Raw genomic sequence first — 19,731 nt, forward strand, 5'->3', positions numbered from 1 at the left:
ATGAAAACTTACAATCGTTTTCCCTTAGATCTCATTAGGGGTAAAGGCTCATGGGTGTGGGATAAAAAAGGCCGAAAATATCTTGATGCTGTGGCTGGAATTGCAACATGTTCACTAGGCCACAGTGATAAAGCATTAATCAAATCCTTATCAAAACAATTAAAAAGACTTCAACACGTATCTAACCTTTACGGAATACCAGAGCAAGAAGAATTAGCTCAATGGTTAACTTCACAAAGTTTTGCCAAGAGTGTATTTTTTTGCAATAGCGGTGCTGAAGCAAACGAAGCTGCAATTAAATTGGCAAGAAAATATGGGCATATTGAACGTAATATCGACAACCCAGTCATTCTTTGCTCAAAGGAAAGCTTTCACGGAAGAACACTCGCCGCTGTAAGTGCGACAGGCCAAACGAAATACCACAAAGGTTTCGAGCCCATGGTTCAGGGATTTCAGTTTTTTTCTTATAATGACAGTGAATCTTTTGAAAATCTATTTGATACTTTAGAAAAAACAGGTCCACAAATTGCAGCTGTCTTTATTGAACCTATACAAGGTGAGGGAGGAATAAATATTGGAAAAAAATCATTTTTTGAACTCTTAAGAAAAAAATGTACTCACAGCAATGTTTTATTGATATTTGACGAAGTACAAACTGGAATGGGGAGGACAGGTACTCTTTGGGGATATGAACAACTAGGTATTGAACCTGATGTTTTCACACTAGCCAAAGGACTTGGTGGAGGTCATGCCATTGGAGCGTTATTGGTTAATCAATTGGCTGATGTCTTTCAGCCCGGTGATCATGCCAGCACTTTTGGAGGGAATCCTTTCGCTTGCAGAGCAGCTCTAACCGTTGGGAAAGAAATACAAAAAAGAGACCTCCTAAATAAAGTCACTGAGAGAGGAGCTCAATTAAAAGAAGGATTGATTAAACTATCAAATAAATATTCAGACATTTTTATTTCCACTAGAGGCGTTGGGCTTATTCAAGGTCTCGTTATAAAAGACAATATCAAAACAACATCTCTTGATATTGTCAAATCCGCATTAGAAGAGAAACTACTTCTAGTATCAGCTGGTGTAAAAGTATTAAGAATAGTCCCTCCTCTCACTATTACAAAAAAAGAAATCAACGAGCTTTTATCGAGACTAGACAAATGTCTGATGAAACTTTCATAGCACAATCGAATTTCATTTCTGAAAGCAAGAGCAAAGAATATAAAGATATGAATCTGGGCATAGATCGTATGTCATTGGCTATTAATGCCATGGGAGATCCCTGCAAAAAAAAACCTGCTATTCACATAGCAGGAACAAATGGGAAAGGCTCTATTGGCGCTTTTATTAATAGTGTTCTTAGCTTAGTAAATATCAAAACTGGAGTTACCACTTCTCCCCATTTGGTTGATTGGGTTGAGAGAATATGTATCAATAAGACTCCAATATCAAAAGAAAAATTTAAATCATTAAGCCTGTCTCTTTCTCCAATTGCAAAAAAATATAGCTTGACTCCTTTTGAATGTGTAATTGCAATAGCACTTAAATATTTTACTTTAAGGGAAGTTGAACTTCTTATCCTTGAAGTAGGGCTTGGAGGTAGACTTGATGCGACAACCGCGCATCAATATAGACCTATTATTGCATTTGGAGCTATTGGGCTTGATCATTGTGAATACTTAGGCAATAGTCTAGAAAAAGTAGCTATTGAAAAAGCAGCCGTAATAACGACAAAGAGCACTGTCATTACAGCTACTCAAGACAATATTGTAAAAAGAGTTTTAGAAGAGACTGCCAAGAGGAAACAAGCAGTCATTCATTGGGTAGATCCAATTCCATCAGACTGGGAACTCGGCCTATCAGGAGTAATACAGAAAGAAAATGCAGCTGTAGCCAAAGGGGTTATTGAATCCTTAAAAAATATTGGCTGGAATATTTCTGAAGGACAACTTCGAGAAGGCTTATCTCTTGCTAAATGGCCTGGAAGACTTCAAACAACAAAATGGGAAGGGATGCCCATAGTTGTCGATGGTGCACATAATCCTCATGCGGCTAATCAATTATCAATTGAAAGGAACACATGGACTAATCAAGAAAGTGGAGTTATTTGGATACTAGGAATTCAAAAAAGAAAAGACATGATAGGCATTTTGCATAAACTAGTCAGAGAGAAAGATTTAGCTTGGATAGTTCCTGTCCCTGGCCAACAAAGCTGGTCAAAAGATCAAATTTTAAGTTTTTGCCCTGAATACAAAGACCAAATCAAAGAAGCATTTAGTGTAGAAGAAGTTTTGTCAACACTTAAAAAACAACATAGATGGCCATCTCCACCACCAATCATTTCAGGATCGCTATATTTAATAGGTGACCTTTTTCAAAGGAACATATTGACAAGTTAAATTGATTAAAACTGTAGCAATTAAATCAATTGGATTTTAGATTCCACCCTTTGAGTTTACCTGGGTTGAGAATCCCTTTTGGATCAAAGTTACTCTTGGCTTGCACTTGATCAGAATCAATCACACCTAGACCTCCATCTTCAACAGTGATTGTATGCGGATTAAAAATCACTGCACCAAGGTCTCTGCATTGACTGATTAATTGATTCATAGCTTCTTCACCTTGCCACTTAACAAGAGGAAGTGAAGCTAATCTTTGAACTCCATTTTGACGAACACATTCCAAATGCCATAAAAGATTTGATCCCCAATCGGATTTCAATTTTTTCATCATTTCTAACTCAGGCTGAGGAAGAAGCATTTGCAAGTATGTCCAATTAGGATCGATGCCACGCATATGTAAAGTCGTGTGGTTCCAAGAAAGCTCTCGAAGGCCTGTCCCTGCCTTAAGATTTTCTGGACCTAAGTCATCAAAATCTGCGCCAGCAGATTTCGCAAGTCGCTCAATGGTACTAACACCATCAGGTGAAACCAAAAGTAAAATCCTATGTTTACTTGAAGGTTGACCGGACCCAGAGGGAAGGCAAGTAACAATTTCTTTCTCTAACAAAGTTCCTAAATAAAGCTCAAGTGCTGCACAACTAAATTTGCTTAACAAGTCAACCGCCTGATCCAAATCAAAACAATCGACTACTATTTGTTGCCATTCTACATATGGAGCAGTTGTTAATTTCAATGCAGTAATAATTCCGTTGGTTCCATAAGCATGATTTAAAGCTTCGGAATTGTTTGCATTCAATTCAAGTTTTCTTGGTGAATCCTCAGTCGTTATTACTTCTAAGGCCTGCAAATGCCCAGGATCTCTGAGGAAGCCCCAACGAACAGATCCTATTCCGCCTGAACCGCCGGCAATAAAGCCACCAATAGAAGCGCTTCTCCATGTGCTCGGAAGCAAACGTAACTGACGGCCATGCTTGACTAACTCATCATTAATATCTCTAAGTAAACAACCAGATTCAACAGTAATTTCACCTGATTTTAAATCGAAATTTCTAATTTTCCTAAGACCAGACATAACCATAACGACTCCACCGTTAAGTGGAACACACTGACCATAATTTCCTGTTCCAGAGCCTCTAAGAGTCAACGGAGTTGAATACTTATTACACATTTGAGCCACAACAATAATTGCATCTACCGAAAGCGGTCGAACAACTATGTCAGCCAAACAATCTTTTAATTCATCAATTAATATTGGAGAATAATCAAAGAAGTCTTTAGAGAACCTTTTTAAATCACTAGTTTTTTGATAGATCTCTAGATCGGGTATTGATTTTAGTTCACTTAAAAGTAACTCTACTTTCTCTGTATTAGTCATTGGTGAGAATTGTTGAATGTTGATTTTTTGTTTTTAGGTAATTCATTTAAGAATTCGCCATTAACTACTACTCTTCTTTTAGGTCTTTCAGACAAAGCTTTTACCCAACTATTTGAATCTAACAAAACAAAATCGGCAGGACTTTCCTTCTGTAAAACGCCATCCCATTGAAGCTTAAGAATACTTGATGCGGAGGAGGTAAATGGAGAAAGGCCCAATCTGTCCCAGGGAGCTAAATGAGCAATTGGCATTGAAAAAGCCATTAAATTTATTGGATCAAAATTAGAGCATGGAAACCATGCATCATTTACATTGTCCCCTCCTACAGATACAACAACCCCAGCCTTTTGAAGTTGAAATATTGGAGCTAGAGGTCTTTTAATTAAAGTAGATCGATCATTTCTACCGAGCAGCCAAGAATTCGTAAGTGGTAAAGCAACAACATTTAATTTGTTTTCAGCCATTTCCTTTGCCAAATTTGAAATCGATTTTTCTCTTAGTAAAGCCATACTGCTCAAATGACTACAAGTTATTGATATCTCATTTTTAATACGGCCCAATACTTCAAGAAGCAATTTCACCCCTGCAGCAGGACAAGACTGAGACTCATCAATATGAAGATCAATATCACAATTAAGTCTATTTGCAAGTTGAACTAAGTGTAATAAAGACTTAATTGTATTCTTTTTATTAAAAGGAGGCGCTATGACTCCTCCCAGGAGATCTCCATTCAAAGCAACTCTTTGCGCTAAAAGCTCACCTTCATACGTTTGCCAAAATTCTAATGGGACTAAAGCCACAAATTGTAAGAAAATTTTGTCTCGCCATTTTTTCCTAACATCATCTAATAGATCCCAATCATTCATTACATTTACTCCAAAGCTGTCTATATGAGATCTAATTGCACGGATACCATTAACAAGGGCTAGGTTCAGAGATTTTTCAACACTAAAAAACAATTGGCTTTGAGACCTACTTTTATAGTCATTTAAATTGGCTACTAAAGCTTCTTTATAACTCCCTTTATAATTGGGAGCTCGAGACCATGAAAATGCTTTATCTAAATGAGCATGAGGTTCAGAAAATCTAGGTAAAAGGATTTCATTAGGAACTTTTGAAGCATCTTTTAAACCTTTAATTGAGCAGATTTTCCCATGTCTCCACTCAACTTGAAGCGAACATAACCCCTCAAAGTCAACTGTTACTCCCAAAATATTTGCACCCTCTCCAATCAAGCATCTGGGTACCAACACATCAATACGACCTGATGCTTTTGTAGATAAATTGGATTCTTCTTTTTCGAAAGTCACTTAATAATTACGATCATCAAGTCAAAAGCCTGTTTTTAAGGCCACACAAATCCAGAGTAACTTCAATATCTTTGAAATGCGTTGTGATCAACATACAAAAAGTGATAATTCTAGAAACTTCCAAGTTAGAATGTTCAGAGAATATATCCGCTGAATCATTTTGAGATTTCAAAATGACAAAAGTTTGATAAATTCTCATTTCTAGGCGGGTGTCGCCAAGTGGTTAAGGCAGCGGCTTGTGGTGCCGCCATCCGGGGGTTCGAATCCCCTCATCCGCCCTTAAATTCTTTTTTTATTTAAATTCCTTTTGAATAAATTTCTTAGAATAATCTTAGTTCAAAGAAAAAATATATAGCTTAACGATGACAACAGTTCAACTCCAAAAAACAAATCAACATCCAAATAAGGCCCCAAAAGGTAGCTATTGGATTACAACTTTTGGATGTCAAATGAACAAAGCTGACTCAGAAAGGATGTCAGGGATACTTGAATATATGGGTTATTACCCTGCAAAAGAAGAACTTAAAGCAGATTTAGTTCTTTACAACACATGTACTATTCGTGATAGTGCTGAGCAAAAAGTTTATAGCTACCTAGGGAGACAAGCAATAAGAAAAAGATCATTACCAAATCTAAAAATTATCGTTGCAGGTTGCTTGGCACAGCAAGAAGGAGAATCTCTTTTAAGACGAGTTCCGGAAATAGATCTTCTAATGGGACCTCAACATTGCAATCGTCTAGAAAGTTTGCTCAATCAAGTTGATAGTGGCCAACAAGTACTTGCTACTGAAGAACAATTTATACTTGAAGACATAACAACTCCAAGAAGAGATAGTTCTATTTGCGGATGGGTAAATATTATTTACGGATGTAATGAACGCTGTACATATTGTGTGGTTCCTTCTGTGAGAGGAAAAGAACAATCAAGAACACCAGAAGCTATTAAATCAGAAATAGAAGATTTAGCCAAAAGTGGTTATAAAGAGATAACTCTTTTGGGACAGAATATAGATGCTTATGGCAGAGACTTTCAAAGTCCAAAGAAAGAAGGTTCTACACAAATAACACTATCTTATTTATTAAAGTATATTCATAATATTGAAGGGATTGAACGTATTAGATTTGCAACGAGTCATCCTCGCTACTTTACTAAGGAATTAATAGATACTTGCTCAGAACTGCCAAAAGTCTGCGAACACTTTCATATCCCATTTCAAAGTGGAAGTGATAAGATTCTAAAGAATATGGGGCGGGGCTATACAATTGAAAGCTATAAAAATATTATTAATTACATCAAGGATCATATACCTAAAGCAGCAATTAGTGGGGATGCAATCGTAGCTTTTCCAGGAGAAAGTGAAACGGATTATGAACAAACTTTATCATTAATTGATGAAATAAAATTTGATCATGTCAATACAGCCGCATACTCTCCTAGACCAAATACGCCAGCAGCTACGTGGCCTAGACAATTGAACGAAGATATAAAAGTAAAGAGACTTAGAGAAATAAATAATTTGGTTGAAAATATAGCTAAAGAAAGAAATCAAAGATATAAAAATACATCTCAAGAAATACTTATTGAGGATATTAATCCAAAAGATAGTTTTCAATTAATGGGTCGAACACGTACAAATCGTCTTACTTTCTTCCCAAGATCATCAGAAAATGGAGTAGAAAACAAACCCGGTGAACTAATCAAAGTAAAGATTACTGATGTTCGTCCTTTTTCTTTAACAGCCAAATTACTTTGAAAAGATGTTACATATCAAAAATCATACAAAATTAACAAAATAAATTCATCACATATGTTATCCAATAAGCCTGTTATAGGAGTTGTTTTTGGAGGTAAATCTAGTGAGCATGAAGTCTCTATAAAATCCGCAAAAACTATTTATAATGCGTTAAGACATTTAAGTAACAAGGAACGTTATTTAGCAAGACCAATTTACATAGATAAATCCGGTTATTGGCATGACTATATATTTTCAGAATCCATTTTACTTGATAAAAAAGATCATTTATTCTTTGAAGAAAAAAGAGTTAATCTCACCAATTTATCAAGAATGGAAGATATTGATGTCTGGTTCCCTTGTCTTCATGGACCAAATGGAGAGGATGGTGTAATCCAAGGACTGTTTAAATCAACTGGAAAACCATTCGTAGGTTCGGGTGTTCTCGGGTCCGCATTGGGTATGGATAAAATAGCAATGAAATCAGTATTTAAATCATATTATTTACCTCAAGTTCCTTATATAAGCTTAAACAAAGCTGATATACAAAATAACTTGTATATGAAATCTATTTATGAAAAAATAAATGAAATAATTAGTTATCCTTGTTTTATTAAGCCTGCAAATCTAGGTTCTTCTGTCGGCATAACTAAAGCTTATTCAAAAGAAGAATTTATTATGGGAATAGAAGTTGCTGCAAAATATGATGAGAGAATTATAGTTGAAAAAAGTATAGAAGGAAGAGAACTTGAATGCGGAGTTTTAGGGAAATCAATCATGAAATCATCTGTTGTTGGGGAAGTTAAATTTCGAACTGATTGGTATACATATGAGTCTAAATATAACGCGAATCTAAGCAGTACAATTATCCCAGCTGATTTAAATGTAGAGATAGCTAATAAGATACAAAAACTAGCTATCGAGGCCTGCAAAGCTATTAATGCTTATGGTTTAGCAAGAGTCGATTTTTTTTATCAAGAGAGTACTCAACAGATTTATATAAATGAAGTTAATACCTTGCCAGGCTTCACTAAAACAAGCATGTATCCGACATTGTGGGAAGCTTCTGGATTAAAACTAGAAAAACTTGTTGCTAGTCTCATAGAAACAGCTAAAGAATGAATTAACCATGACATTTTTAGATATCTTTCTCAAAAAATGATTCACGGTCTCCTTTGGTTGCCATTACTGATGGCTTTTATCCTCATAGCCTCCCTTGGATGGATAGAGAGAAGGCGACAGAATCTCTACTTGGTTTGGGCTAAAGGTTCTGAGCTGGCCAAGCTTGATGGCACAGGAGCTGCTCGATTAAAAGCTGGCATTTTATGCTGGAGCAGCTTTGAGGCTGGAAGCTTTAAGGAGGAAGCAACTTTCGAAGTTAAGAAATTAGAAATGGTTGAGCTGATGGCTCTCAGTTCAGGTGAAGCTCCTTTAACAAAAGAATCTGAAGGACGTTGCCGATTAAGACTTGTTGGTTCAGGGAGAGAAATAGATGTCCCTTTTTCAGATGCTGAACGTGCTCGTCAATGGATGGAAAAACTTATGTCCCGAGCAAGATGCGACCTTTGAAATCTCATACAAGAAAAAAAAGAACATCACATAAAAACAATCGAATATCAACTGAAAAATTCTCGTTTTTTACTCAAAATAAAAACTTTTTAACTGAACTTTGGCAATTACTTTTTTTTACAAGCACTTCAATTTTTCTAATTCTTACATTTTTAAACCAAGCTTGGAAACCAATAAGTTTTGATCAAACTAAAATCACAGGTTTATCTGGAATAACAAAAAACGATATCAAAAAAACCACAAGTATTTTTTATCCTAAAAATTTGTTGGAAATAAATCCAAAAGAAGTTGAATCTTATTTATTAAAAAAGTTTCCTATTAAAGGAGTTTCAGTAAGCCGAACATTTTTCCCTCCAGAAATTCACCTAAATATTTTAGAAAGAGAGCCAATCGCATTTGCAAGTCGAGTTTTTTCAAACAATTTTGAAAAAGGAATGATTGATATTGAAGGATCTTGGATACCACTTCAATTTGTAAATAAATCAAAACAAAATAAAATAAAATTATCTATTGAGAACTGGAATCCAAATAAAAAAAAAGAAATCTTACTAATAATAAAAAATAGATTTATTTTTCAAAGCCCTCTTCAAAAAATCAAAATAAATCCTCTTCAAGAAATCAGCCTAAAAACGGAGCACTTCGATTTAGTCCTTATAGGCTCAGGAACTGATCGCTTAATCGAGCAAATTAACAAACTCAACCAGCTACAAAAATCATTACCAAATCTTTTAATCAACACAAAAGTAAAAATCGTGGATCTTAAAGATCCGACCAAACCAGAATTAAAAGTAGAAAGAATATTGAACGATGAGAGGTGAAACCCTTGCAATAACTTGACTCTTTAGAGATCTTCAATATATCCAGGTCAATTGTGGGTCAATCCTGGAAATTAATTTGTAAATCAATTTGAACCTATAAGCCAACAGAATTCATGGATGATGTTCATAATGCCCAAAACGAGTTCTAATCCTGAATATGGTGATGGGAATGGGAAACAAATCTAGTTTCAACATGGACGAAGGAATCCTACCCAGTCAATCTGCACGTATTGAGGTAATTGGCGTTGGGGGTGGTGGAAGTAATGCCGTCAACCGAATGATTAATAGTGACCTTGATGGAGTCACATATCGGGTGCTTAACACAGACGCTCAAGCTCTTATCCAATCATCTGCTACTCATAGAGTCCAGCTTGGCCAAAGCCTAACTAGAGGTCTTGGGGCCGGGGGCAATCCAAGTATTGGGCAAAAGGCTGCAGAAGAATCGAGAGCTGATCTTCAACAAGCCTTAGAAGGCGTTGACCTAGTGTTTATCGCCGCTGGCATGGGAGGAGGAACTGGAACTGGAGCAGCCCCTGTTGTGGCTCAAGTTGCGAAAGAAAGTGGAGCTTTAACAGTAGGAATAGTTACCAAACCATTTAGCTTTGAAGGCAAGCGTCGTTTAAGACAAGCTGATGAAGGTATAGCAAGGCTTGCAGAGAATGTTGATACCTTAATTGTTATTCCAAACGACAGATTAAAAGACGTAATTTCAGGAGCACCTTTGCAAGAAGCATTCAGAAGCGCTGATGATGTTCTCATGAAAGGAGTTCAAGGAATAAGCGACATAATTACTTTCCCTGGATTGGTGAATGTAGATTTTGCTGATGTGCGTTCTGTTATGACGGAAGCTGGTAGTGCGCTTCTAGGAATTGGTTTAGGTTCTGGAAGGTCAAGAGCTCTTGAAGCAGCTCAAGCAGCAATCAATAGTCCTCTTTTAGAAGCAGCTCGAATTGATGGTGCAAAAGGATGTGTAATAAATATAACTGGAGGGAAAGATATGACTCTGGAAGATATGACATCTGCATCTGAGGTCATATCTGATGTTGTAGATCCAGAGGCAAATATCATTGTAGGTACAGTTGTTGATGAAAAACTTGAGGGGGAGATTCAGGTAACTGTTATTGCTACTGGATTCGACAGTAATCAAATTTATTCAAATGAAAGAAATAGAGCTAGACTCTCTCCTCAATCACTTTACGAACAACCAGAAGCCAGGGAAGCAGGTGCTTCAATTCCTGAGTTTTTACGTCTAAGACAAAATCGTTGAGGTTTATCAACTTACTTCGATTAAGGTGACCCGGAGTCCACGCCTGCTTTGAGCATCCCGTATGGCTGCTACCTTCCGGTCCTGACCAGGTTTGAGCGTCACAGCCGCATGGGGCCGAGTCTCTAATATTCTAGCAATACATAAACACGTTATTAAGAATTAAATGCAAACCACAGAATTGGTTCGTTTTAAAAAGTTGGGCAAACAGATAACTGTATTAACTGCTTGGGATGCTATCTCATCCTCAATTGTCGAGGCCGCAGGAGCTGATGTTGTGCTAGTAGGAGATTCACTTGGAATGGTTGTTTTGGGACATTCAACGACACTTCCTGTAACACTTGATCAAATGCTTCACCACACAAAGGCTGTTTGTAGAGGTTTTTGTAAACCTCTTTCAAAACAACCCTTAGTAGTTTGTGATCTCCCTTTTTTAAGTTATCAATGCGGAGAAGACAAGGCTGTTGAAGCTGCTGGTACTCTCCTGAAAAACTCCTCTGCTTCAGCCGTGAAACTTGAAGGAGCAGAACCTGAGACTTTGTTAGTAATTAAAAGACTTATTAGAATGGGCATCCCAGTGATGGGTCATCTTGGCCTAACTCCGCAGTCAGTTCATCAACTTGGATATAAATCACAAGCCAGGGATAAAGATAGTCAAGAAAAAATTTTTAAAGATTCAAAAATGCTTCAAGAATCAGGATGTTTTGCAATAGTCATAGAACATATCCCCGGAGAAATTGCTAGTCGATTAAAAAAACATATAGATATTCCTGTAATTGGCATTGGAGCTGGCAGTGATTGTGATGGGCAAGTAAGAGTTACAGCTGATATTCTTGGTCTTTCAATTGCGCAGCCTCCTTTTGCAAAACCTTTACTTGCAGGACGAGAACTTTTTATCGATGCCCTAAAAGAATGGATTAATTCTACTGATCCCTATAAAGTGAATCCCACCACAAAAACATCTGAATCAAAATCTGATTGCTAAGTTGCATCCCCTTAGGATCACTTAAAAAATACCTACCATTGTTTCTTAATAGAGATCCTTCATTTATAGAATTTAGCCAAAACTTCTCCAATGATTTTAAATTCTTATCGCATTCTTTTTGTGTCCATCCGGCATTTTTAGCAAGTTCCTCCAGATGAACACCCTCACGTCTTCTGAGACCAATCATCAGAAGTTCATCCAATGGAATTGGGTTTGACTTTTCATTAGACAATGTTTTTTCTAAAAACTGACTCTCTTGCTTTTTAAGCCATTTTTTATAACCAACGATTGTTCTTGGTCTAGAGAATCTTTCCCCCCAAGGAGCACTTGTTGCCCCCATTCCAAAACCCCACCAACCAGAACCACTCCAATACATACGATTATGTCTTGATGCATGACCAGGCAATGAATAACTTGAAATCTCGTATCTAGCGAAACCTCTACTTTTGAGTAATCTATTGGTTTCAAGATCTATTTTTTGAGCTTCAGAATCAATTGGGATATTCAACTTCCCTTTTTTATGTAGTCTTCCAAAAACAGTATCTGGTTCGATAGTTAAATCATAAATTGACAAATGAGGGGCCTCCGTAAGAACCGCTTGTTCCAACTCTTTAATCCACTTGGACAAATTTAATCCTGGAAGATTTTGAATCAAATCAAGACTCCAGCTTCTTAGCATTCCTTTTTTAAATAAGTTATTTATCCAATTACAAGCCTCAATTAATTGTGATCGATTATGTTTTCTGCCAATTGAAGCCAAAGTAATGTCATCAAATGCCTGAGCTCCCAAGCTAAATCTATTAATTCCAATTCCTATGTATCCATTCAGGTCGTTTTCAGAAAATGTTGCTGGATCAACCTCCATAGTTATCTCGGCACCATCTTGAAATCCAAATTTTCTTTGAAGGTTCTTCAATAAATCACCCACCTCATTTATTTTTAATAAAGAAGGGGTGCCACCACCAAAATAGATTGTTGATAAGGCAGGACCTTTGGGTGCAATTGAAATCTCTCTATGAAGTAAATCCAAATATGCGTTAATAGAATTTATCCCTGGACTATCCGGAGCTTGAGCGCTATCACCTAAAGGGATAATGGAAAAATCACAGTAAAAACATCTTTTATGGCAAAAAGGTATATGCAAATATGCACTTCTTGGTGGGGCTACCATTTGAGCTCTAGATATACAAACCCAAATAAATGGTCACTTTCACAATCCAAATCTTTGAAAATAAATAAGGCTTTAGTAAAAAGCAAAAAGCAAGCATAACCTAAATATATGGCAGACTTAGTTATTCTGGTTTTATTTCTTATATCAGGTGCAATCACCGGATGGATCGGAGTGAATTGGTTACCTGAAGAGACTTTAGCTCATATAACTAATCTAAGAAATTTAGAAATTGCTTTATCAGGATTAACCGCTCTTCTAGGCCTTTTAATAGCATTCCTTTTTCAACAATTTAGAAATAAATTAACTAAGACAATAAGAACTATGCCAACGGATCTACTATTTAGTAGATCTGTTGGCATAGTTCTTGGACTTGTCATAGCAAGCCTTTTATTAGTACCTGTACTTCTTTTACCGTTACCCGCTGAATTATTTTTTGTAAAGCCTATTTTTGCTGTACTTAGCAACATTTTTTTTGGAGTACTTGGATATAACCTTGCTGATGTTCACGGTCGAACGGTATTACGTCTTTTCAATCCCAATAGCACTGAATCTTTATTAATGGCTGATGGGATTCTAACTCCAGCCAGTGCAAAAGTTTTAGATACCAGTGTAATCATTGATGGTCGTATTCAGTCCCTCCTCAGATTTGGACTTATTGAAGGGCAAATAATAGTAGCCCAATCAGTTATTGATGAGCTACAAAAACTATCTGACTCAAGTAACAACGAAAAACGAGGTAAAGGAAGAAGAGGTCTAAAATTGCTTAACCAATTAAGAGAAAGTTATGGAAGAAGATTAGTTATAAACAGTACAAGATATGAAGGGGAAGGAACTGATGAAATTCTTTTAAAATTAACCTCAGACATTTCAGGAATATTAATCACTGTCGATTACAACTTATCTCAAGTAGCTCTAGTCCAAGAAATAAAAGTTCTTAACTTAAGTGATTTAGTACTTGCAGTTAGGCCTGAAGTTCAACCTGGTGAGAAGTTAAGTTTAAAAGTAGTTAGAGAAGGGAAGGAAAACTCACAAGGTATTGCATATCTTGAAGATGGAACAATGGTAGTTATCGAGCAGGGTCTCCAATGGATCGGTAAAAGAATAGAAGTAGTTGTGACTGGAGCATTACAAACACCGACGGGCCGAATGGTTTTTAGTAAAGCTTCAAATGATCAGCCCCCGAACAAATATGAAAAAACAAAAGCATCTTAAAGCCAGATCTAGCTAGGCTCGAAACCAAGAAGACTTAACTCCATATGACAGCATCTTCCCCATATTATGGCGACTCTGCCGTAATGAGAACTCCGCCTCCTGATTTACCCTCACTGCTTCTAAAAGAAAGGATAGTTTATTTAGGCTTGCCTTTATTTTCCGATGATGATGCCAAAAGGCAACTCGGAATGGATGTAACTGAATTAATTATTGCCCAACTTCTTTTTCTGGAATTTGATAATTCTGAAAAACCTATTTATTTTTATATAAACTCAACTGGAACGAGCTGGTATACAGGAGATGCCATCGGATTTGAAACTGAAGCCTTTGCAATCTGCGATACGCTCAGATACGTCAAGCCTCCCGTGCATACTATTTGCATAGGCCAAGCAATGGGAACAGCAGCAGTAATACTCTCAGCAGGAACGAAAGGGCAACGCGCGGCATTACCTCATGCATCTATTGTCCTTCATCAGCCTAGAAGTGGGGCGCAAGGCCAAGCAACTGATATTCAAATCAGAGCGAATGAGGTTATTCACAATAAAAAAGCAATGCTAGAAATCCTTAGTCATAACACTGGCAGATCAGTAGATCAATTATCCAAAGACTCAGATCGAATGAGTTATTTGAACCCTCATGAAGCAGTTGATTATGGAATCATAGATCGCGTTCTTACTAGTAGAAAAGACTTGCCAGGTGAAAAAGTATTGCCTGCATAAACAAATTATTTTTACAAATTTTTAAAATCATTACCCTCAACTACTAACACAAATTAACCATGCCAATAGGTACTCCAAGCGTTCCATACCGTCTTCCAGGAAGTCAATTCGAAAGATGGGTTGATATTTACACAAGACTTGGTGCGGAAAGAATTCTATTTCTTGGTCAAGAAGTAAACGATGGAATTGCAAATAGCCTAGTAGCACAAATGCTTTATCTTGATTCTGAAGATAGTAGCAAGCCGATCTATTTGTATATCAATAGTCCTGGAGGATCCGTAACCGCAGGCTTAGCAATCTATGACACAATGAAATATGTAAAAAGCGATCTAGTAACTATTTGTGTTGGGTTAGCGGCCTCGATGGGTGCTTTTTTACTTTCTGCAGGAACAAAAGGGAAAAGGCTTGCACTACCCCACAGCAGAATTATGATTCACCAGCCACTTGGCGGTACTGCGCAAAGACAAGCGAGTGACATAGAGATTGAAGCACGTGAAATTCTTAGAATTAAAGAAATGCTCAATAAATCGATGGCAGAAATGACGGGACAAACATTTGAAAAGATAGAGAAAGACACTGATCGTGATTACTTTTTGAGCGCGGAAGAGGCAAAAAATTACGGTCTAATTGATCGAGTAATTACACATCCAAGTGAAAGTGCAAATTAAAAAGTTCGACGTTCTTATCAATTAAATTGTCTTGATAGTCAAAAAAATATATCAATGAAAATGGTTTCAGTAGCACTCTATTTCGTAAGCTCAGCCTTAATTCAGTTCTGAAATACCCACTCACATGGCAAAACTTTTTTACGACTCCGATGCAGACCTAGGTCTTCTTCAGAATAAAACCGTTGCAATTATTGGCTATGGATCGCAAGGCCACGCTCATGCATTGAATTTAAAAGATAGTGGCATCAAAGTTGTTGTTGGGCTTTATGAAGGAAGTCGATCAGCAAGTAAAGCAACATCAGATGGATTGGAAGTTTTAAGCGTGGCGGATGCTTCTGAAAGAGCAGATTGGATCATGATACTTTTGCCTGATGAATTTCAAAAAGATGTTTACTCCAAAGAGATAGCACCTCATTTAAAAGCTGGAAAAATACTAAGTTTTGCTCATGGTTTCAATATTCGCTTTGAATTAATAAAACCACCTGAATTTGTCGATGTAGTAATGATTGCCCCAAAAGGACCAGGTCACACTGTCAGATGGGAGTATCAAAATGGTCAAGGGGTTCCTGCTTTATTTGCTATTGAGCAAGATGCCTCAGGCAATGCAAGAGCACTTGCGATGGCATATGCAAAAGGTATAGGCGGAACACGCGCTGGTATTTTAGAAACGAACTTTAAAGAAGAAACCGAAACAGATCTTTTTGGAGAACAAGCTGTTTTGTGTGGAGGCCTTTCAGAGTTAGTCAAAGCTGGTTTTGAAACTCTTGTTGAAGCAGGATATCAACCAGAATTGGCCTACTTTGAATGCTTACACGAAGTCAAGCTAATTGTTGACCTTATGGTTAAAGGAGGTTTAACTGCAATGAGGGATTCAATTTCAAATACAGCTGAATATGGAGATTACGTAAGCGGTCCAAGATTAATAACCAAAGAGACGAAAGAAGAAATGAAACATATTCTTGCCGATATTCAAGATGGTACTTTTGCTAAAAACTTTGTAAAAGAATGTGATGCAGGAAAACCTGAAATGAAGAGAATTCGCCAAAAAGACTCAGAACTCCCAATAGAAAAAGTAGGCAAAACACTTCGCTCGATGTTTAGTTGGCTTAAATCAGACTGAATATCATTCACTTAATCTTAGTTGCTGTTATTCTTGACCTCTTAATAGGTGATCCAAGAAGCTTGCCACACCCTGTCCAGTTCATGGGTGTGGTTATTAGTTTTTCAAAAGTATTAACAGAGAAGATTGCGAAAGAAAATAAATCAAAGTTATATATAGGAGGCTTAATAATTACATTTACAGTTGTATCATTAAGTGGAATATCTGGATGGATTATAGAAAGATTATTTTTATTTTATGAAATAAAAAATCCTATTTTATGTACATTAATTTTTGGTCTGATTATAAGTAGTTCTCTTGCTTCAAGGAGTCTAAATAAAAGTATTGTTGAAATTTTAGATATAATAAGCAAAGAAAATACTATAAACAATTTAAGTAATTCAAGACAAAAATTAAGCCTTATAGTTGGTAGAGATGTTGAGAATCTAGATAGCAATGAAATTCTTAGAGCTTTAGCTGAAACAGCAAGTGAAAATTCTGTGGATGGAATATTTGCTCCATTGTTTTGGATGTTTTTAGGAACTATTTTCTGGGAATTCAATAAATCCATGCCAGGCCCATTGGCGATGGCATGGATCTTTAAAGCATCTAGCACCATTGATTCAATGCTTGGCTACAAAGAGGGTAAATTAAAGTGGCTTGGCTTTACTGGTGCGAAGCTTGATGATCTAATGGTATGGATACCTTCAAGAATTGTATTAATTACGCTTCCTTTTTGCTGCAAACCAAAGCAGTCAATTTTTAAAACAATAAAAGATTCCTGGAAAGATGGAATTGTTGATACTTCTCCAAACTCAGGAATTTCTGAAGCAATTTTTGCTTATTGTGCCGAAGTAAAAATGGGGGGGGTAAACTATTACAAAGGAAAAAAAAGAATAAAGCCAATAATTGCAGAAACATATCCTATGGCAAGTATTAATTCAGTCAGAAAAATACTTGGACTGAGTCTTAGACTTGAGCTGTTTTGGCTTCTAGCTTTTTACTTGATAATAAAACTTATAAATTTATAAATTCAAAAAGCACCTCTATCCATCGGAAAGAGTAAAACGCCTAACGTAAGAATAATGATTTCTAAATCAAGTATAAAATTTCTATTTCTTGCATAAAACAAGTCTAATTCAACCCTTTTTTTGTAACTAAGATTATTTCTACCACTAACCTGCCATAGTCCAGTAAGTCCTGGTCTAACTGATATAACCTCTTCCATAAAAAGACTGTATTTAATAATCTCATTACTTACTATTGGTCTTGGCCCAACAACACTCATTTCCCCTTTTAAAACGTTAAAGAATTGGGGTAATTCATCTAAACTAGATCGTCGAAGAAATCTTCCTAATTTTGTTATTCTTGGATCTTGACGTAATTTAAAATCTTTTTCAAATTCCTTTCTCATAAGCGGATATTTTTCTAATAAGTTTGGTAGTAAATCATCAGCATCTTTATACATAGTACGAAACTTTATACATCCAAATTCTCTATAGTTTCTACCTACTCTTTTTTGTATATAAAAAACTGATCCGGGAGAACTAAACTTTACTAATATTCCAATCAAGATAAATATTGGTGAGCCTAAGGTTAAAACAATCAAAGAAAAAACAATATCTCCTATCCTTTTCAATGTGCGCCCAGATCGACTTTGATTTCTTATTATTTCTACAGCAGGCAAAGAAGAAGGTTCTTTTGAGATGACTTCATACGGAATGGTTGGAGAACCTTTACGGAACTCAGACCATCGTAATAAAGATTTTCTAGGATTAGTTTGCACAAATTATTGAGGTAGTAAGCTCAAGACTCGAATAAATTCACACCATACTTAATTAGATTTTCATAATGAAGAACTAAGGTCACTAGTAGCAATGTCACAAGAATTGACATGCTCCCTCCAAGCTCTATTTATGGTTTTGGTAAATTTATCTTTAAAAGAATCTTGAGAAAAAGAATTACTCCAATCTCTAATTAACTCAGGATTTAAATCTCTCCAAAGTTGCTTTTCCTTGAAAAATTCGATTGCTTCAACCAAGGACTTTACTGTCTGAGAAGGGAACAAAAGGCCAGTTGCTCCTTTATCAGAATCAGAATGAAAACATTTCACCGTATCTAAAACCCCTCCCTTACCAAAAGCAATCACAGGAGCGCCTGAGGCCATCGCCTCCACAGGAGCTATTCCAAAATCCTCAATACCACCATAAACAAAGGCTCTACAACTGCTCATTAGACTTTCAATCTTCTCTTTACTTTGAAAACCAATAATTTGAACTGTTGGACCTGCAAGCTCTTTTAAATATTCCTTTTCCACTCCGTCGCCAACAACTATTAAAGGTAGTTTGAGCCTATTAAAAGCCCTAACAAGTAAATCAACCCTTTTATTAGGAACCAATCTACACACACTTAAATAGAAGTCTTCCCTAGGCCTATTCCATTCAAAACGATTTATATCTACAGGTGGATGAAGAACCTCTGAACGCCTTCTCCAATACTTCCAAATCCTTTTTGCAGTAAAATTAGAATTGGCCAGCAAGTAATCTACTCTTGAGCTACTTAATTGATCCCATTGCCTCAGAGTATGCAATTGCCATCTAATTAGCGGCCCTAAACCAATTCTTCTTAAAAAAGATCTTTTCAAATATATATTCATTTGATCCCAAGCGTATCTAACAGGTGTATGGACATAACTAATATGAAGTTGATCAGGCGATGTCAAAATACCCTTAGCGACAAGATGATTACTGCTTAAAACCAATGGATATCCCTCTAAATCGAGTTGTTCAATTGCAAAAGGCAAAAGGGGTAAATATTGCTGAACATGTGAGATCCCGAATGGTAATTTTTGGATAAAACTAGTTTTTACTTTTCGATTAAATAACCAGCTATTTTTTTCTAACCTCTCTTCATTAACCAAAGAAAACAATTCTGGCTGTGATGCAATTTCAGTTAACAAATCATCAATTATCTGAACAACATTCTCAGCACCTCCTGTCGATCTTGGAGTAAACCACTCATGAACTAATGCAATATTTCTTGGAAGATCTAAAGATAAATTTACGCTCAAAGTAAAATCCTTAAATCCAAGAATTATTTTTATTTTATTACAACTTAGAAATTATGACAAGATAGAAAAAAATCTTGAGTTGTTCATACTTAAATTATTTTTTCCCTAAGCTCAATAGCTTATCAAATAAGTTCCCTAAAAAGGAATATCTATCTTATCTATAGATGATATTAACGGATCATAAAGGTTGTGAAATAAACTGCCACTAAAAGAGAATAAATAAGCTAATCCACTTAAAAGGCCTAGAGAAACAAAGTACCTAACATAGCCACTTCTTCTTTCTAATCTAGTAACTGAAAAAAGCATTATCAATAAGAAGATTAAACCTATTAATAA

18 protein-coding genes, 1 tRNA gene and 1 other RNA gene are annotated in these 19,731 nt (G+C 36.2%); 14 read left to right on the top strand and 6 right to left on the bottom strand.

The window, feature by feature from the left end:
* Together EW15_RS07825 and EW15_RS07830 are read left to right on the top strand one after the other, a co-directional pair.
* A complete protein-coding gene (locus EW15_RS07825) occupies positions 1-1,182 on the top strand; it encodes an aspartate aminotransferase family protein (RefSeq protein WP_071841068.1) in 1,182 nt (393 codons plus the stop codon).
* Complete coding sequence (locus EW15_RS07830) at positions 1,161-2,399, top strand: folylpolyglutamate synthase/dihydrofolate synthase family protein (protein WP_038653897.1); 1,239 nt, start codon at positions 1,161-1,163, stop codon at positions 2,397-2,399. Before EW15_RS07825 ends, EW15_RS07830 begins: the two co-directional genes overlap by 22 nt.
* Before the next feature lie 25 nt (positions 2,400-2,424).
* On the opposite strand, the gene EW15_RS07835 is transcribed toward EW15_RS07830, so the two are convergent.
* Positions 2,425-3,777 carry an FAD-binding oxidoreductase gene (locus tag EW15_RS07835; RefSeq protein WP_038653899.1) on the bottom strand — a complete coding sequence of 451 codons (1,353 nt, stop codon included), beginning with the start codon at positions 3,775-3,777 and terminating at the stop codon, positions 2,425-2,427.
* Positions 3,774-5,087: an amidohydrolase family protein gene (locus EW15_RS07840; protein ID WP_052041209.1), complete on the bottom strand. Its 1,314-nt coding sequence runs from the start codon at positions 5,085-5,087 to the stop codon at positions 3,774-3,776. Before EW15_RS07840 ends, EW15_RS07835 begins: the two co-directional genes overlap by 4 nt.
* Before the next feature lie 205 nt (positions 5,088-5,292).
* On the opposite strand from EW15_RS07840, the gene EW15_RS07850 reads away from it, so the two are divergent.
* From EW15_RS07850 to ftsZ, 6 genes are all read left to right on the top strand, one after another.
* A tRNA-His gene (locus EW15_RS07850) sits at positions 5,293-5,365 on the top strand.
* 84 nt (positions 5,366-5,449) lie between these two features.
* Entirely contained in the window at positions 5,450-6,841 is a 1,392-nt protein-coding gene (miaB, locus tag EW15_RS07855) for a tRNA (N6-isopentenyl adenosine(37)-C2)-methylthiotransferase MiaB (RefSeq protein ID WP_038653902.1), read from the top strand.
* Positions 6,842-6,895: 54 nt separating this feature from the next.
* On the top strand, positions 6,896-7,942 hold the full coding sequence (locus EW15_RS07860) for a D-alanine--D-alanine ligase family protein (protein ID WP_038653904.1): 1,047 nt from the start codon (positions 6,896-6,898) through the stop codon (positions 7,940-7,942).
* A gap of 36 nt (positions 7,943-7,978) precedes the next feature.
* Positions 7,979-8,389: a hypothetical protein gene (locus EW15_RS07865; RefSeq protein ID WP_011294961.1), complete on the top strand. Its 411-nt coding sequence runs from the start codon at positions 7,979-7,981 to the stop codon at positions 8,387-8,389.
* On the top strand, positions 8,347-9,207 hold the full coding sequence (locus EW15_RS07870) for a cell division protein FtsQ/DivIB (RefSeq protein WP_052041210.1): 861 nt from the start codon (positions 8,347-8,349) through the stop codon (positions 9,205-9,207). Before EW15_RS07865 ends, EW15_RS07870 begins: the two co-directional genes overlap by 43 nt.
* A gap of 169 nt (positions 9,208-9,376) precedes the next feature.
* On the top strand, positions 9,377-10,474 hold the full coding sequence (gene ftsZ / locus EW15_RS07875) for a cell division protein FtsZ (RefSeq protein ID WP_038655430.1): 1,098 nt from the start codon (positions 9,377-9,379) through the stop codon (positions 10,472-10,474).
* A gap of 24 nt (positions 10,475-10,498) precedes the next feature.
* Here the strand turns inward: ftsZ and ffs are convergent.
* Positions 10,499-10,595, bottom strand: an RNA gene (gene ffs, locus EW15_RS10635) — signal recognition particle sRNA small type.
* Between the two features lie 42 nt (positions 10,596-10,637).
* On the opposite strand from ffs, the gene panB reads away from it, so the two are divergent.
* Positions 10,638-11,456 carry a 3-methyl-2-oxobutanoate hydroxymethyltransferase gene (gene panB, locus EW15_RS07880; protein WP_038653908.1) on the top strand — a complete coding sequence of 273 codons (819 nt, stop codon included), beginning with the start codon at positions 10,638-10,640 and terminating at the stop codon, positions 11,454-11,456.
* Here the strand turns inward: panB and hemW are convergent.
* Entirely contained in the window at positions 11,395-12,627 is a 1,233-nt protein-coding gene (hemW, locus tag EW15_RS07885; RefSeq protein ID WP_038653910.1) for a radical SAM family heme chaperone HemW, read from the bottom strand. The two genes, panB and hemW, sit on opposite strands and share 62 nt — an antisense overlap.
* Positions 12,628-12,735: 108 nt before the next feature.
* On the opposite strand from hemW, the gene EW15_RS07890 reads away from it, so the two are divergent.
* From EW15_RS07890 to cbiB, 5 genes are all read left to right on the top strand, one after another.
* Positions 12,736-13,839: a PIN/TRAM domain-containing protein gene (locus tag EW15_RS07890; protein ID WP_038653912.1), complete on the top strand. Its 1,104-nt coding sequence runs from the start codon at positions 12,736-12,738 to the stop codon at positions 13,837-13,839.
* A gap of 44 nt (positions 13,840-13,883) precedes the next feature.
* Positions 13,884-14,558 (top strand): ATP-dependent Clp protease proteolytic subunit, encoded by a 675-nt coding sequence (locus EW15_RS07895; protein WP_038653914.1) that lies wholly within the window; start codon positions 13,884-13,886, stop codon positions 14,556-14,558.
* 59 nt (positions 14,559-14,617) lie between these two features.
* Positions 14,618-15,226: an ATP-dependent Clp protease proteolytic subunit gene (locus EW15_RS07900; RefSeq protein ID WP_038653916.1), complete on the top strand. Its 609-nt coding sequence runs from the start codon at positions 14,618-14,620 to the stop codon at positions 15,224-15,226.
* Positions 15,227-15,350: 124 nt separating this feature from the next.
* Positions 15,351-16,346, top strand: a complete 996-nt coding sequence (gene ilvC, locus EW15_RS07905) for a ketol-acid reductoisomerase (RefSeq protein ID WP_038653917.1) — start codon at positions 15,351-15,353, stop codon at positions 16,344-16,346.
* A 14-nt stretch (positions 16,347-16,360) separates the two neighbouring features.
* A complete protein-coding gene (gene cbiB / locus EW15_RS07910; RefSeq protein ID WP_071841069.1) occupies positions 16,361-17,356 on the top strand; it encodes an adenosylcobinamide-phosphate synthase CbiB in 996 nt (331 codons plus the stop codon).
* Between the two features lie 2 nt (positions 17,357-17,358).
* On the opposite strand, the gene EW15_RS07915 is transcribed toward cbiB, so the two are convergent.
* Together EW15_RS07915 and EW15_RS07920 are read right to left on the bottom strand one after the other, a co-directional pair.
* Positions 17,359-18,111, bottom strand: a complete 753-nt coding sequence (locus EW15_RS07915) for a sugar transferase (protein WP_038653921.1) — start codon at positions 18,109-18,111, stop codon at positions 17,359-17,361.
* Between the two features lie 60 nt (positions 18,112-18,171).
* Positions 18,172-19,395 (bottom strand): glycosyltransferase, encoded by a 1,224-nt coding sequence (locus EW15_RS07920; RefSeq protein WP_038653923.1) that lies wholly within the window; start codon positions 19,393-19,395, stop codon positions 18,172-18,174.
* Positions 19,396-19,731 lie beyond the last annotated feature (336 nt).

Source organism: Prochlorococcus sp. MIT 0801 (assembly GCF_000757865.1).
In the GTDB taxonomy this organism is placed as follows: Bacteria; Cyanobacteriota; Cyanobacteriia; order PCC-6307; family Cyanobiaceae; genus Prochlorococcus_B.